The sequence below is a fragment of the Anaerolineales bacterium genome, from assembly GCA_015075725.1.
Taxonomy (GTDB): Bacteria; Chloroflexota; Anaerolineae; order Anaerolineales; family Villigracilaceae; genus Villigracilis.
The window spans coordinates 2,360,292-2,376,409 of sequence record JABTTV010000001.1; the positions used below are offsets into that span (position 1 = coordinate 2,360,292).

Sequence of the window (16,118 nt, forward strand, 5' to 3'; positions counted from 1 at the left end):
TGTTGAGGGTTTCCCCCGGGCTTGTAGCTCAGTTGGTTAGAGCACTGTGCTGATAACGCAGGGGTCACAGGTTCGAATCCTGTCAAGCCCACTAACCAGGCTGATCCCTGGGGATGTAGCTCAGCGGGAGAGCAGCGCCTTTGCAAGGCGAAGGTCGCGGGTTCAAATCCCGCCATCTCCACTGAGTTTGTAACTGGCAAGTATTGGAGAATAAACGAAGTTTGTTGAAGGAAAACGGCACGTAAATCGAAAGCTCCGCACCGTAAATTGGGTATTTTGCGACCCGGCGGTGCCTGCCGGGTCGATTTGTGTCTAATAACCGAAATTTGAAAGTTGACCGATGCCCTTGAAGCGTCGAGGGCGTCGGTCACCGGTCAACGGTGACTGCACCTTAAAAACTGAATAGCAATTGATGTAGGCCGACAAAGCAATTTGTCATAATGAAAGAAAAGTATCAATTTCTCCGTATCACGTGGAGAAGCTACTAAGAGCTTATGGTGAATGCCTTGGCGTCAAGTGCCGATGAAGGACGTGGGACACTGCGAAAAGCCTCCGGGGAGCCGTGTACAGGCGTCGATCCGAGGATGTCCGAATAGGGAAACCTGCTGTTGCGAACCAACAGCGTCCTCTTACCGAACACATAGGTTTGAGGATGGGAACCTGGGGAACTGAAACATCTAAGTACCCAGAGGAAAAGAAATGATTCCCCCAGTAGTGGCGAGCGAACGGGGAAGAGCCCAAACCGCCCATGCTTGCATGGACGGGGTTGTAGGACCGGCATATGGAAGTTACAAAACAATCAGTTAGCGGAAAGGTGTGGGAAAGCCTGCCAAAGAGGGTAACAGCCCCGTATGCGAAAACTGATCGTCTTCCGCCGTGTTCCTGAGTACTGCCGGGCACGCTAATCCGGCAGGAAGCTAGGGAGTCCACTCTCTAAGGCTAAATACACTTGACGACCGATAGTGAACTAGTACCGTGAGGGAAAGGTGAAAAGTCCCCCCGTTAGGGGAGTGAAATAGAACCTGAAACCGTAAGCTTACAAGCAGTTGGAGGGCTAACAGCAGGTTGAGCGCCGTAGAAATACGGATGTTCCTTGCTATGCCTGACAGCGTGCCTCTTGGAGAATGAGCCTGCGAGTTAATCTCAGTGGCAAGGTTAAGGGAGTGACACCCGAAGCCGTAGCGAAAGCGAGTCTGAATAGGGCGCATAGTCGCTGGGATTAGGCCCGAAACCGTGTGAGCTACCCATGGGCAGGGTGAAGCGAGTCTAATCACTCGTGGAGGCCCGAACCCACTAACGTTGCAAAGTTAGGGGATGACCTGTGGGTAGAGGTGATATGCCAATCGAACACGGAGATAGCTGGTTCTCCCCGAAATAGCTTTAGGGCTAGCGTCATGCGTTTAGTACTGGAGGTACAGCACTGAATGGGCTAAGGGGCTTACAGCTTACTGAACCCAATCAAACTCGGAATGCCAGTACTCCAAAGCATGGCAGTCGGACGCCGGGAGATGAGTTTCGGTGTCGAAAGGGAAACAGCCCAGATCATCGGCTAAGGTCCTCAAATCTATGCTAAGTGGTGAACGAGGTGAGGTTACTTGAACAACCAGGAGGTTGGCTTAGAAGCAGCCACCCTTTAAAAAGTGCGTAACAGCTTACTGGTCTAGTGACTTTGCGCGGAAAACTTAACGGGGCTAAGCATAGTACCGAAGCCATGGGTCTCAGCGCAAGCTGGGGCAGTAGGGGAGCGTTCTGTCAGCGGTGAAGGTCGATCGTAAGGGCGACTGGAGCGGACAGAAGTGAGAATGCAGGCATGAGTAGCGTACAAATACGTGAGAACCGTATTCGCCGTAAATCTAAGGTTTCCGACGCCAGGTCATTCCGCGTCGGGTTAGTCGAGTCCTTAGCCGAGGCCGGGAGGCGTAGGTGATGGACATCCGGTTAATATTCCGGAACCGCTAGAGAGTGCGATGGGAGGACGCAACGAGGTAGGCCAGCCCATTATTGGATTTGGGTTCGAACCATTTAGGCGTTAAGACCGGCAGGGAAATCCGCCGGTTGAGCTGAGGTGGGAGCGGGCTGTAATAAGCGAAGTGGCTGAGCCTTGTTGCCCAGAAAAGTCTCTAAGCATAACTCTTTAGTGCTCGTACCGCAAACCGACACTGGTAGATGGGTAGAATATACCAAGGCGATCGGGAGAACCCTCGTTAAGGAACTAGGCAACATGACCCCGTAACTTCGGGAGAAGGGGTACCCCCTGGGGTGTCAAAGCCCCGGAGGGTCGCAGTGAAATGGCTCTGGTGACTGGTTAACAAAACCACAGGTCTCTGCTAAGCCGTAAGGCGATGTATAGGGGCTGACGCGTGCCCAGTGCCGGAAGGTTAAGGAGAGAGGTTAGCGCAAGCGAAGCTTTGAACCGAAGCCCCGGTGAACGGCGGCCGTAACTATAACGGTCCTAAGGTAGCGAAATTCCTTGTCGGGTAAGTTCCGACCCGCACGAACCGCGTAACAATTAGAGCACTGTCTCGACGAGGGACCCGGTGAAATTGAAATGGCTGTGAAGATGCGGCCTACCCGCAGCAGGACAAAAAGACCCCGTGGAGCTTTACTGCAACTTGGCATTGTATTTGGACATGATCTGTGTAGCATAGGTGGGAGGCTTTGAAGCTGGCGCGTCAGCGTCGGTGGAGCCGCCAGTGAAATACCACCCTGATTATGTTTAGATCCTAACCCCATTCCGTCATCCGGATGGGGGACCGTGCCAGGTGGGCAGTTTGACTGGGGCGGTCGCCTCCCAAAAGGTAACGGAGGCGCCCAAAGGTTCCCTCAGGTGGAATGGAAACCCACCATAGAGTGTAAAGGCATAAGGGAGCTTGACTGTAAGGCCAACGCGCCGAACAGAGTCGAAAGACGGGCTTAGTGATCCCACGGTACCGAGTGGAAGGGCCGTGGCTTACCGGATAAAAGCTACCCCGGGGATAACAGGCTGGTGAGATCCAAGAGTTCACATCGACGATCTCGCTCGGCACCTCGATGTCGGCTCATCGCATCCTGGGGCTGGACAAGGTCCCAAGGGTCGGGCTGTTCGCCCGTTAAAGCGGTACGCGAGCTGGGTTCAGACCGTCGTGAGACAGGTCGGTCTCTATCCGCTGTGGGCGTAAGGGATTTGAAGGGAGCTGCTCCTAGTACGAGAGGACCGGAGTGGACAGACCTCTAGTGTGCCAGTTGTTCCGCCAGGAGCATCGCTGGGTAGCCATGTCTGGCAGAGATAACCGCTGAAAGCATCTAAGTGGGAAACTCGCCCTAAGATTAGATCCCTGTTTTCCCGCAAGGGAGTAAGACCCCAGGTAGACTACCTGGTATATAGGCAGGATGTGTAAGCACAGTAATGTGTTAAGCTAACCTGTACTAATGGTCGAGGGCTTCATTCCGTGATACGGGGAACTTGGTACTTTTCCCCATGTCATTGCTAGGGCGCAAACCCGAAGCAATCTCATGGATACATCCTACATCATGTAATTTGCTATTCAGGACAATTCATTTGTGAAATTGTCCCTTGGTGATTTGAGCGATATGGGTACACCCGGTCCCATCCCGAACCCGGCAGTTAAGCATATCAGCGCTGATGGTACTTGGAGGGCGACCTCCTGGGAGAGTAGGTCATTGCCAAGGGGCTTTTCTTTTATTATTTGCCGCATTCAGAATTGGATGCGGCTTTTTCATGGACGACCTGTCTTCGAAAGTACCTGAAGTCGAAAACGGGTGGTTAATCATCTTCTCACCCGGGAACGAATCGTGTATAATCCCGGTCGCAGGATTGCAAGGCTCGGTCGGCTGGTCAACTTCAAAGGAGTGTGAAGCGCAATTTTTGATCGCAGGATCATTGAGTTCGTTTCAGGTTTTTTGATGGACGCCTCGGCTGAGTCTGTATGACAGCCGATTTTTTTATTTCCATGACGGAAAGGAGGTGACAACCAGTGGCAAGTGTCAATTTACGTAATGGCGAATCTCAGGATTCCCTGCTCAAACGCTTTCGCAAAAAGGTCGTGAAGAGCGGTGTTTTGAGCACCGTTCGCCGCAAACGCTGGTTCGTTTCCAAGAGCGAAACCCGCCGGATGGAGAAAAAGAAGGCGATCCGCCGCATCAAGCGACGTTCCTTCAAGGACAATGAATAGGAAGAGGCATGTATGACTAAAGAAGAAGGCAAGATCAAAGTGGACGGTGTGGTGATCGAGGCGCTGCCCGGCACCCAGTTCCGCGTGAAGCTCGATAATGGCCACGAGGTTCTGGCGTACCTTTCAGGCAAGATGCGCAAACACTACATCCGCATTTTGCTGGGTGACCGCGTTGCCCTCGAGATGTCCCCTTATGATATGTCGCGCGGGCGCATCACGTTCCGCCAGCGCAAGCAAGCCCCCGCCGCTCCTGTTGAATAATCGTCCTTGCGATTTGTATATAAAAGCTCTCTGTTGGAGAGCTTTTTTTATTTTACCTTAGTCGCCGCTCTGGGCAGCATAAATTACGGCAAATCGCGCCACGAGCCGAGGACTTTCATGTAGTTCGCGCGTTCGAATGCGGCGGGTTCCTTGACGTTCTTCTGGCTCATGCTGCCCTGCATTTGCCGAACGGATTCGTACTCGCGTTCCTTCATCCAGGTTTGCAAATCGTTCAACATGGCGGGAATGACCGTCTCGCCCTTGTGCAACAGGTTGGACGCCATCATTGCGACTTTTGCCCCGGCCATCATCGACTTGATCACATCATTCGCGGTATGGACGCCGCTGGTCAGGGCGTAGTCGGCATTAACCTTGCCGTACAAGATCGAAATCCAGCGAAGCGGGAGGCGCAGGTCGGCGGATGTACTGAGATCGAGGCTGTGGATGATATCCAGCTCGTCGAGGTCAAAATCTGGCTGATAAAAGCGGTTGAAGAGGACGAGCCCGTTCGCGCCCGCGTCCACGATGCGTTTGGCAAAATTGGGCAGGGATGTGACGAAGGGGCTGAGCTTCACCGCAAGTGGGATCTTGATCGTGGATCTCACTTCTGCAACAAGCTCCACCTGGGCGTCCTCGATTTCGGCGGCGGTCATATTCGGGTCGGTGGAAAGGAAGTAGAGGTTTAGTTCGAGCGCATCCGCTCCGGCTTCCTCAACCTTTTTTGCGTAGCCGGTCCAGCCGCCTTTGGATACGCCGTTCAAACTCCCAATGACCGGGATCTTGACCGTCTTCTTCAGCCCGGCAACTTGATTGAGATATTTCTCCGGGCTGACGCCATACATGCCGCCATCAGGGAGGTAGGTAAGCGCTTCGGCAAATGACTCGGCGCCGCGGGAAAGGAAATGGTCAAGCTCGAGGCTTTCATGGATGATCTGTTCTTCAAAGAGAGAATACATCACAATGGCGGAGATGCCCGCCTCTTCCAACTTTTTGGCTTTGTCTATTTTCTTCGAAAGGGGCGACGCCGAAGCCACGAGCGGATTCTTGAGGTTCAGACCGAGGTAGGTGGTGGTGAGGTCACTCATAAGATTTTCCTGTTTTCCGATCCTTGACGGCAGACTCTTGTCCGCGGATGGTCGTCTGCCGTCTTTGGTCAGTTTTTATTTGTTTTCGTCTCCGCCGTTGCCATAGTGCATTGCCGCCATCTGCTGATAGAGCGCCCAACGGGCTTTCGCGTCGTGCTGGGCTTCCTTCATCAGTTCTTCGGCGCGCTCTTCGTTCATCTGGGTCAGCATCTTGTAGCGGGTCTCATTGTAGGCATATTGCGAGAACGGAATGCTCGGCTCCTTGGATTCGATCTGGAGCGGATTTTTGCCCTCCAGCGCCAGCCGCGGATCGTAGCGGAAGATGGGCCAGTGCCCGGATTGTACAGCGAGTTTCGCCTGGTCGAGACTGCGCGCCATGTCAAAGCCGTGGGCAATGCAAGGGCTGTAGGCGATCACGAGCGAGGGTCCATCGTAGGATTCTGCTTCGAGCAGGGCTTTCAGGGTCTGTTGGTCGTTCGCCCCCATCGCGATTTTGGCGACGTAGACATAACCGTAGGACATGGCGATGAGACCAAGGTCTTTCTTCGGCATGCCCTTGCCGCCCATGGCGAACTTGGCAACCGCGGCGCGCGGCGTGGATTTGCTGGATTGACCGCCTGTGTTCGAATACACTTCGGTATCGAGCACGAGGATATTCACATTGCGTCCGCTTGCGATCACGTGGTCCAGGCCGCCGTAGCCGATGTCGTACGCCCAACCATCGCCGCCGATGATCCAGATGGATTTCTTTACAAGGCTGTCTGCCACGCTGATCAGGTCCTTTGCGCGGGGGTGTTTCGATTTTTCAAGTTTCTTTTTCATTTGCGCCACGCGACCGCGTTGTTCTTCGATGGCGGTTTCTGAACTCTGCTCGGCGATCAGCAGGTCATGCATAAGCTCCTTGCCAATCTCATCCGCCAGAATGGAGAGCAGTTCACGGGCATATTCGTTTTGTTTATCGATGGTGAGGCGCATGCCCAAACCGAACTCGGCGTTGTCTTCGAACAGCGAGTTCGACCAGGCAGGTCCGCGGCCGTTGGCATCCATCGCCCACGGGGTGGTGGGCAGGTTTCCGCCGTAGATGGATGAACAACCCGTCGCATTGGCGATGACAGCGCGGTCACCGAACAACTGCGAAACAAGTTTCACATACGGCGTCTCGCCGCAACCTGAGCATGCGCCGCTGAATTCGAACAGCGGGCGCAGCAGTTGCGAGTTCTTGATCGTCGAAGGATTAATAAGTTTTCTATCCAGATCCGGGATTTTCATGAAGAAGTCCCAGTTCCTGGCTTCGGCTTCCCGCAGCGGCGGTTGCGACTCCATGTTGATCGCCCTTCGCCCCACAGCAGTCTTGTCTTTCACCGGGCAGACCTCCACGCATAAAGTGCAACCCGTGCAATCCTCCGGTGCGACCTGCAACGTGTATGAATAACCGGGCGAAAACTCTTTGAACTTCGAGACCGTATGCTTGAAGGTTTCAGGTGCGCCAGCAAGATACTTGTCCTCATAAACTTTATGCCGAATGACCGCGTGCGGGCAGACCATCACGCATTTCCCGCATTGGATACAGATATCTTCATTCCAGACCGGAATATCCAAGGCAAGGTTGCGTTTCTCCCATTGGGTTGTGCCGGTGGGGAAGGTGCCGTCGACGGGGAAGGCGGATACCGGGATGTTATCGCCATCGGAGTTGATGATCTGACCGAGCACATTCCTGACGAATTCCGGCGCTTCATTCGGGACCGGGAGCCGGCGTGTCGTCTTCGACGTTATCCCCGCCGGGACCTTGACCTCATAAATGTTCGCCACCGTTGCATCCACAGCTTCGAAGTTCTTCTTGACGACAGCCTCGCCCCGCTTTCCATAGGTCTTCTCGATGGCTTTCTTGATCTCGGCTATTGCCGCTTCCTTCGGCAGGATGCCGCTGATGGCAAAGAAAGCGGTCTGCATGATGGTGTTCATGCGTCCGCCCATGCCGGTCTTTTCAGCCACGTCGTACCCGTTGATGACGTAGAACTTTAGTTTCTTCTTGATGATGTCCTGCTGGACTTCCTTCTGCAGGTGATCCCAAATCTCTTCTGGACCATACAGGCTGTTGAGCAGGAAGATGCCGCCCTCCCTGGCGTATTTGAGCATATCCACGCGTTCGAGGAAGGAATATTGATGGCAGGCGACGAAATTCGCCTGATTGGTTTCGATCAGATACGGCGCGCGGATGGCTTTGGGACCAAAGCGCAGGTGCGACATGGTTACCGTGCCGGATTTCTTCGAGTCGTAATAGAAATAACCCTGCGCGAAGTTGTCGGTCTCTTCGCCGATGATCTTGATCGAGTTCTTGTTCGCGCCCACGGTTCCGTCCGAGCCGAGACCAAAGAAGACACAGCTCACCATGCCTTCGGATTCGATGGAGAAGGAGTTATCCACTGCAAGAGAGGTTTTGGATACATCATCGTTGATGCCGACGGTGAAATGATTCTTGGGTTCGGGTTTGGTCAGTTCATCAAAGACCGCCTTTGCCATCGCCGGAGTAAATTCCTTCGAGGAAAGCCCATAACGACCGCCGATGACTTTGATACTCTGTCGATCGCCTTCGACCAAAGCGCTGATCACGTCCATGTAGAGAGGTTCACCGGTTGCGCCGGGTTCCTTTGTGCGGTCCAGCACGGCAATGGATTTCACGCTCTTGGGCAGCGCTTTGATGAAATGTTCCACCGAAAAGGGGCGATACAAACGGACACGCATCACGCCGACCTTTTCGCCCTTCTTGGCGAGGTAGTTGGCGGTCTCTTCGGCAACTTCGCCGCCGGAGCCCATGATGATAAGCACGCGTTCAGCATCGGGCGCGCCGGAGTAATCGAACAAATTGTAGCGGCGCCCGGTGATCCTGGCGAACTTATCCATCATTTCCTGCGCGATGGCGGGGACGGCGATGTAGTACGGATTTACCGCTTCGCGCATCTGGAAGTAGACATCCGGGTTCTGGGCGCTTCCGCGTAGGACCGGGTGTTCCGGGCTGAGTCCGCGGGCTCGATGGGCATGGATCAGTTCATCGTCTATGATGAGGCGCAGTTCTTCATCCGATAATTGGACGATCTTGTTTACTTCGTGGGAGGTCCGGAATCCGTCGAAGAAATGTAGGAAGGGAACGCGAGCCTTGAGTGTGGCGGCTTGGGCAATGGCTGCAAAATCCTGGGTCTCCTGCACGGAGCCGGAGGAGATCATTGCCCAGCCGGTCTGGCGGACCGCCATCGCATCCTGGTGGTCACCGTAAATGGAAAGGGCGTGTGCGGCGATGGCGCGCGCGGCGACGTGAAAGACGGTGCTGGTGAGTTCGCCCGCGATCTTGTACATGTTCGGGATCATCAACAGCAGGCCCTGGGAGGCGGTGAAGGTGGTGGTAAGCGCTCCGGTTTGGAGCGCACCGTGTACGGTCCCGGCTGCGCCGCCTTCGGATTGCATCTCTACCACGAGTGGGACGGTTCCCCAGATATTTTTCTGACCCTTGGCGGACCATTCATCTGAGAATTCACCCATGCCTGAGGAAGGTGTGATCGGATAGATGGCGATCACTTCGTTGAGACGGTGGGCGACACTGGCAGTCGCTTCGTTGCCGTCGATCATGATGATGTTCTTGTTCATTCTTTGGCTCCTGTAAAAAGGCGCATATGCCTCGTGTATTCCAATGAACAAGTGTATTCCTGCGGGATGAATTACGTTAGTTATATATGACTTAAATCCCCCTGCCTGATGTCATATTTTGGACAGAATTGGTGGAAATAAAAAACGCTTTTACAAAGTAACGCGTTTTGGCATTTGGGAAACTTCATTTGGATTTACCGGGTAAATATCTCCACAACTGGACGATCATTGTCCCTGCAAGCACCAACCCAAGCCCGAGCATTTCCTTTCCGCCGAGCGGTTCACCGAGGAATATCCATGCAAGGATGGCGATCTGTGGAAGCATGATGCCGTTGATGATGCTTGATTCCACGGCGGAGAGCGTTTGCAGGGATTTGTTCCAAAGCGTAAAAGCCAGCGCGGTGTTGACCACTGCCAGCCAGCCGATGATCGCCCATTGGGTGAGGTCTAAGTTTCCCATGCCCTGGGTGACGATGCCGATGAACAGCATCAAAAATCCGCCGATGCCCATGCTGACGCTCGTAACCACGAGCGGATTCAATTTCTCCTGCGTGTTGATATGGCGCCCCAAAATGGACGAGGTCGCATTTGCAGACAAGGCGACCAGGGCGGCGATCAAACCGGGGATTTGGTTCTTGGCGATCGAAAGCGGCAGGAAGTAGATCGACGCCCCGATGACCGTTACGAGAATCCCGCCCCATTGCGTGATCGAGGTACTTTCACTGCGGGAGGCCATCCCATAAAATGCGATGAAGATGGGGGAGAAGTTCAATAGGAGCGAAAGCGTGGCGGAAGGCAAAAACGACAAACTTACGAATTGCGCGCCCTGTGTCAGCGTATAGAATACAACGCCAAGGGCGATAAGTTCCCACCAGGTTCGGGTGGAAAATCCACGCAGGGATTGGCGGTGAATGGGATTAAGAAGGGCGAGCGGTATGAGGCAGAACGCCGCAAGCGTGTAGCGCAGCCCGGCAAATGTGACCGGGGGCAGGTCCGCTTTCAGACCAAACTTGATCAAAACCCAGGAAGTTGACCATAAAAAAGTTACCAGTAATGCTTGCGATACAGCGGCAAGGTGAGATCTATCGTTATTGATAAAAGACATTTGAGTTGATGGATCATCCCAGATACGGTCTAGCCATCAATAACGCCGCCAGAGACTTGGCATCCGGCACATCGCCGCGTTCCGCCATGCGCAGTGCTTCCAGGACGGGTATCTTTTCCACGGTTAAAAATTCATCGTCGTCCGCTTCGAGCGGATTGTGTTTTAAGTCCGTCGCCAAAAAAACGCTCATGTATTCAGTGGAATAACCCGGCGCGAGGTAGAACGAGCCGACATGTTTCAGCGTTCCCGCTTCCATGCCGGTCTCTTCGCGGATCTCGCGCGCGGCGCATTCTTCAAAGGGTTCGTCGCCATCCCGGGTTCCGGCGGGCAGTTCGAGCATGTCCATGCCTGCGGCGTGGCGGTATTGCCGGACGAAGAGAAGGTTGCCTTCGGGATCCACGGGAACGAGGACCACAGAGCCGCCGTGCTCGACGATCTCGAATTTCGTCTCGCGCCCGTCGGGCGTTTTCAAATAATCGCGGCGGATGGTGAAGGCGCGTCCCTTCATGAGGATTTCGGAGCGCAGGAATTCAAAGGATGGCATTATCTATCCGATCTTTGAACCGCCAAGGCGCCAAGTTCGCCAAGAAACATCTTTTAACTCTTGTGATCTTTGCGTTCTTTGCGGTGAAATAAGTCAATGAGCAAAACAAAAAAGCCCAGGCATCATGACCCGGGCTTGTTGAAGTTTTTCTTACGGAATCTGCAGAACCTGCCCGACCGTCAACCTGGGGGACGAGCCGAGACTGTTTGCGCTAATGATGGCGTTCGGGTCCACGTCGCCGAACGCACATGCAATGCTCCCCACGGTTTCATCTCCCGATGCGACCGTATAAGAAGCAGGATGCGCTTTCAAGTTTCGAGGTCCGGGGAAAGCGCCAGCGCTGGCAGGGATGATCAATTGCGTACCGGTGGAAAGGCTTTCACCCTGAGAGACCGTCAAACCGCTGGCTTGAAGCATGGCATACGGATCCACATCGAAACGCCGCGCGATGCACCAGGGCCATTCACCCTTTTGCAGCGTGTAAGAGGACGGACGCGAACCGGGCGGGATGGGAGTTCCAACCGGCGGCGCGGATGTCGTCACAGCGACTGCATTTGCGTTGGTGGGTGTCCCCGCGCTCAATGTCGCTGTCGGTGTCACTGTGGCAGTCAAGCCCGCAGAGTCGGCTGTTGCGGTTGCGGGCGTGCCAGTCGTTTCGGGAGTACTCCCGCCCCCGGCGGCGGCTGTCTGCGCGGCTTCGGTCTGTTTTGCAAATTGTTCGATCATCTCCATCGGGTTCTCGATGGGCGCATTCGGCGAGACGAACAACCCCGTCGGGATCGGCGTGGCTGTTTCCACTGGCGCCTCTGAGATGGAGCGTTCACAGGCAGAGACGACCAGCGACGCGATCGTAAGCATCGAGATCGTCAATGCCTTGCGATGATTTTGAATCATATATTCTCCTCGTTCCTAAATTAAAAAAGATGGTAGCACATGAAGTTTAAAGCGTCAAGCACTGCGTCATGGATTGCAACCAAGCGATAATTTTGCGGATTCGATTACTTCCGCGCCTCCCCCCGGACCTTGAGTTTGAACCTGCTCCCAAGCCGCGCACACCGCCTTGAGCGTTTTCCCCGATTCGAGGACCTTGTGCGATAGCTCGAGTGCTTTATCGAGTTGACCGTCCATTGCATAGGCATTGACGAACGCCAGCCACTCGCGCGGGTCTTCGGGAGTTAAGCGAAGGCGCGTTGCTTCACCGGCAAGACCGGCTGCAGACTTGAAATCTGCTTGTTGAATGGCGAGTTCGACCTTGGCAAGATAATAGCACCAGCCATGATTCGGCTCGGGGAAGAACTTCGGCGCGGCGGGATTTGCAGGATTGGGGATGATGCGGGATGAATCGGATAATGGAATGGCTTCGACAAGTTCATTTGGAAAATCGGAGTAGAGTTCCGGGCTCGAATTGGAATCCAGGGCGCGCAGGCAGCTGTTTTGCGGCTTGTAGATGACCACTGCATTGGACGTATTTCCGTCGAAATTGACTGTGCGGTAGGGATAGAAGATCTCGACATCTTTTTGCAGCGAGGGTAATGTGGAACCGCCAAGACGTTTTTCGGTGTAGAGCAGCATGTAGGGAAGATCAGCGCGAGTGTAATTCGGCGCGTACATCCAGTTGATGGGAGCGGTGAAGGAGAGGTCGGTTTCGTAGTCGATCGGCATCTGGTAGGTGAGCAGGAGGGTATTGGGTTCGAGCGCGGGCATGCGCCATGCCATCTGCCAGTAGATCTCGCCCTGTCTTTGCCAATCCCTGCGGAAGATATTGGCGTTGAAGAATTGCTGCCCGATGCCGAGAGCGATGAGGGCGGAGAAGATGGTGATCCGCAAACGATGATTCCTGAAGAGCAATTCGATGAGTCCGACGATGAACAAGGTCGCGCCGGGCATGATCGAGATCATGAAACGGTCATAGGAAGATTGCAGGGTGAGCGGAAGATTCGCTGCGAGCGAGGGGAGACGCCCGAGCAGGATGCCCAAGATGCCGGTGAGTAATAATGAAATGGCGCGAGTCTTGTCACTTGTTTCTTCCTGCGCGGAGCGGAGAAAGATTCGGACGAGGGTAATGAATGAAAGCGCGATCAAGCCCAACGTCAGGAGTGAGGCGGGCGCGGGAAGGGAGGTGAATGTCAGGGCGAGGACCTGGACCCAGATGTAGAATCCGCTTTTCCACAGGGAATCCAGCGCCTGGGTCAAATAGTAAATCGCGGTCGGCGATTCGGCGGAGACGGCGTAGGAGGCATAGGGACCGAAGTTGTAGTAATAGGCAAGCCAGGCGGCGTTGAGAATCCAGACCAGCAGATAGGGAAACCAGGCTTTGGCGGTTTGCGTGAAGCGTTCGCGGAAATTGCCTTGAAAGAAGGCGAAAAGGAGAAGGGCGCGGATGCCTTCGATGCCGAAGAAATATTCGGTGGGGAAGATGCCGCAGATCTGAAGAAGTAGTGCAATGACAGTGTCGGTCTTCTTTTGGGTGCGCAAGGCTTTGAACGTGAAGCCGAACGAAAGCAGATAGAAAATGAAAGGGATGAGTTCCTGGTTGATGTGCGTGAGCGCCACCCAATGCTGGCTGTAACCGGGGAAGACGAGCATCAGCAAAGCGGCGACGAAGGCGAGCGTCCCTTCGGTCCCGGTCACCTGTGCCTGCGGCACTGGCGCAGGCAGGGCAGGTTTGCGTTGATGGAAGATTTGCGTGAAGGTCCACCATGCCGCAATGCCGATGAGAAAGCGGATGACGAGCGCGAAAATTTGCCACGCGAGCGGATGCAGGGGAATGATGCTGGTGGTGAAATAAAAGATGGGACCCAGAAATGGGCGGAACGGCATGAACGCCGGAACAAACTCGGCGGGACCGAGAAATTTTGCGATCCATGCGAAGGGCCAGTCGTCCCAATAGAAGCCGGTGAGAGGGAGGAGCAGTCCGTAGGCGATGAGGGTGATAACGGCGATCGATAACGTTTGGCGCGTTGTAAGGGAGAGGCGAAGTTGCATCCCCTAATTATACGAGATCGAGAGCGAGGGCTGGGATTAAGTCCCCTTCAGGCAGATGGTGCCCGCCAGAGCCGGACCGGGTTTTCCCTTCCTATAAAATACTTCATAGTGATTCGTTTCTAGTTGGGGAGTTACCAACCAAAATTTCTCCTGCCAATGTTGCAACGGCTACCACGCCACAAAGCCCGGCGCCCCATAATATCAACGCTGGGTGCCGATACCAGTAGGCAACAAAGAGAAAAAGCGAGTAAATAGCAACCAACCCCCATGCTGCCAAGTGAGAGACTCGCAGCCATCGGCGCTCTCCGCCAAGGATGAGAAAGGGTGTTGTAAGATAAGGTAGCGCTAGCGGTAGACTCGCCAACCATAACGCGCTGTGGCCCGGTTTGACAGCTTGCCTAATCGCAGAAATGAAAGACACCAGGCACGCGCAGTAACCGTTACCCTGCCAGACGAGAGGAGGAGAGCACGTATCTTCTGTTGCCGGGTGGCTGTCGATAAACCAGGGTCCTGTCATTGTCACCAGCAGCAATACCAGCGGTGCGATCCGACCAACGGTCTTTAGTTTGCTGATCTGTAGCAGCACGCGTTTCCTTTCCAAGCACTATCATTCACAAAAGTCACCCAACAGACTCGTGCCCCGAAGGGGTATTGCGTCTTGTCCCCGAGCCCTTCGACACGGCTTCGCCAGTCAGGATAAACTCCGCGAGTGGGATACCTGCGCTGGGGCGTGAACGACGAAGTGTTGCCTTTTCTGCAATTAATTTCCCACATTCAGCACCTTGATACTAATGCTCATCGGTAGGCGGCTTTTATTCAATGTTGTATTCTATAGCAAATCTTTCTGGCTTGTTAGTAATAATTCTTAATTCGTATTTTCCGTATGCGTTCTGCAAATTATCAAAAGCATAACCGTCTCGGATACCTGCATGACCACTCATGAACATACCTAAACGCATCGGCATTATATCCATTTTTTCAATTTGTGAAGCTCTAACACCAATATAAAGGTTACCAACAGGATGCGGAGTGTGAAGCGATAGTTCAAATCTACTCTGAAATTTTCCTTCATGAGGCTGGTTGATGAGTATTTCTTTGATATCAAGTACAGGTGTTGGGTTGGTGGAAATATTATTCACAATTAGATTATTGGCTGTGATGCCGCCTGATTGGTTTTGTGAAAATACATTGCCATTCCCTTGTACTGAAATATTTTCTCTGCCACTTTGCCTTGAAATGTGTCTTGCATCCCCTTCTTGATTTTCTACTAAACTCTTAATATTTTTTGCGAATTCGTCATCTTCTTCTATTAATTTCTTGAACTGAACTCGAAATGCTGCTTGAAGATCAGGGTTATTCGGATCTTTTATTAAATCACTAAGCGTTTCTTGGGCCGATGGTTTTTTCGAAAAACGCTCATTGATAACTTTCCATAGTTTACTAATACTTGAAGGTACCTCCTCGCCAATTTTCTCCGCGACTTTTGTGGCGATGGTTGGTAAGTATGGTTGAAGTAAAGTTGTAGCAGAAATGATTAGGGCTTGAAGTGTCGGATTATCCATTCTTTTTTTCCTCTTACCGATTCGAGATGTTGTGAAGCCTGCCACCCAACTATGTTTAATATAGCGTGTCATAAAGTCCCTGAGGGATTACATCTAATATCTTACATTCATTATACGAATTTTGCGTCGAGTAAGCAAGAAGTTAAGCCAAAAAATTCACCATTTCCTACCTTCCCACCACTGCAAACACATTCACCGCCTGGTTCTTTCCCCTACCCCCTATTACCCTGCCATTATCTCGGGCGGACGTGACACGATCTTCGGCCTCTTCATCCGCGAGCGAATCGGGGCAAGTTTGCCAACATCAATAAATACCACATTTTCTTTGGGCGCTTTTTCGAGCATGTAGTTTGTATATCCCGGGTCGAGGCGGTCCAGCAGGATAACTTCCGCGCCTCTGGGAATGCCTTCGCCGAAGTCGGGGTGGGTGATAAGGTAACGCGTGAATTCCACGAACAGGTCATTGAATTTCGCGCGATAAAATTCGTTCATTTTTTCATCTCCTTCAAAAACTGGTCACGGTAAACAGTCCAGTTGTCCATGATATCTTTTTGACCTATGGTAAGCACTTCCGCAATGGAGTAACCTTCGAACCAATCCTTGGTTTGTTCTCCGTTGGGGAGAATGATATCGCGGTGTGGCTTTCCGTGTGCTGTGTCGTATCTCACCACAGGATACCATTCTTCATCCACAAAAACTTCGAGTTGTAACCGAAATTCGATGATTTCTTTGCCGTCGGAAAGATGATAATGCCGATAACGGCAG

The 16,118-nt window shown here is 53.2% G+C and carries 11 protein-coding genes, 2 tRNA genes and 2 rRNA genes; 6 read left to right on the forward strand and 9 right to left on the reverse strand.

Features of this window, described 5'->3' with window-relative positions; genetic code table 11:
- Positions 1-17: 17 nt before the first annotated feature.
- From HS100_11380 to infA, 6 genes are all read left to right on the forward strand, one after another.
- Positions 18-91 (forward strand) — tRNA-Ile (locus HS100_11380).
- A gap of 18 nt (positions 92-109) precedes the next feature.
- Positions 110-181, forward strand: a tRNA-Ala gene (locus tag HS100_11385).
- A gap of 291 nt (positions 182-472) precedes the next feature.
- A 23S ribosomal RNA gene (locus tag HS100_11390) occupies positions 473-3,427 on the forward strand.
- Positions 3,428-3,552: 125 nt separating this feature from the next.
- Positions 3,553-3,669: ribosomal RNA gene (gene rrf, locus HS100_11395) — 5S ribosomal RNA — on the forward strand.
- 305 nt (positions 3,670-3,974) lie between these two features.
- Positions 3,975-4,172, forward strand: a complete 198-nt coding sequence (gene rpsU / locus HS100_11400) for a 30S ribosomal protein S21 (GenBank protein MBE7434511.1) — start codon at positions 3,975-3,977, stop codon at positions 4,170-4,172.
- A 12-nt stretch (positions 4,173-4,184) separates the two neighbouring features.
- Positions 4,185-4,433, forward strand: coding sequence for a translation initiation factor IF-1 (gene infA, locus HS100_11405; protein ID MBE7434512.1), 249 nt, complete (start codon positions 4,185-4,187; stop codon positions 4,431-4,433).
- 83 nt (positions 4,434-4,516) lie between these two features.
- On the opposite strand, the gene HS100_11410 is transcribed toward infA, so the two are convergent.
- From HS100_11410 to HS100_11450, 9 genes are all read right to left on the reverse strand, one after another.
- Complete coding sequence (locus HS100_11410; GenBank protein MBE7434513.1) at positions 4,517-5,518, reverse strand: dihydroorotate dehydrogenase-like protein; 1,002 nt, start codon at positions 5,516-5,518, stop codon at positions 4,517-4,519.
- Between the two features lie 75 nt (positions 5,519-5,593).
- A complete protein-coding gene (gene nifJ / locus HS100_11415) occupies positions 5,594-9,157 on the reverse strand; it encodes a pyruvate:ferredoxin (flavodoxin) oxidoreductase (GenBank protein MBE7434514.1) in 3,564 nt (1,187 codons plus the stop codon).
- A 184-nt stretch (positions 9,158-9,341) separates the two neighbouring features.
- Positions 9,342-10,262 carry an EamA family transporter gene (locus HS100_11420; protein MBE7434515.1) on the reverse strand — a complete coding sequence of 307 codons (921 nt, stop codon included), beginning with the start codon at positions 10,260-10,262 and terminating at the stop codon, positions 9,342-9,344.
- A 13-nt stretch (positions 10,263-10,275) separates the two neighbouring features.
- Positions 10,276-10,806: an NUDIX hydrolase gene (locus HS100_11425; protein MBE7434516.1), complete on the reverse strand. Its 531-nt coding sequence runs from the start codon at positions 10,804-10,806 to the stop codon at positions 10,276-10,278.
- Positions 10,807-10,956: 150 nt separating this feature from the next.
- Positions 10,957-11,700 carry a LysM peptidoglycan-binding domain-containing protein gene (locus HS100_11430; protein MBE7434517.1) on the reverse strand — a complete coding sequence of 248 codons (744 nt, stop codon included), beginning with the start codon at positions 11,698-11,700 and terminating at the stop codon, positions 10,957-10,959.
- 66 nt (positions 11,701-11,766) lie between these two features.
- Positions 11,767-13,791: a hypothetical protein gene (locus tag HS100_11435; GenBank protein ID MBE7434518.1), complete on the reverse strand. Its 2,025-nt coding sequence runs from the start codon at positions 13,789-13,791 to the stop codon at positions 11,767-11,769.
- Positions 13,792-14,603: 812 nt separating this feature from the next.
- On the reverse strand, positions 14,604-15,353 hold the full coding sequence (locus HS100_11440; GenBank protein MBE7434519.1) for a hypothetical protein: 750 nt from the start codon (positions 15,351-15,353) through the stop codon (positions 14,604-14,606).
- 222 nt (positions 15,354-15,575) lie between these two features.
- Positions 15,576-15,845, reverse strand: coding sequence for a hypothetical protein (locus HS100_11445; protein ID MBE7434520.1), 270 nt, complete (start codon positions 15,843-15,845; stop codon positions 15,576-15,578).
- The gene (locus tag HS100_11450) at positions 15,842-16,045 is read right to left on the reverse strand and encodes a hypothetical protein (GenBank protein MBE7434521.1); all 204 of its coding nucleotides are present in this window, start codon (positions 16,043-16,045) and stop codon (positions 15,842-15,844) included. Before HS100_11450 ends, HS100_11445 begins: the two co-directional genes overlap by 4 nt.
- Between the last annotated feature and the right edge of the window lie 73 nt (positions 16,046-16,118).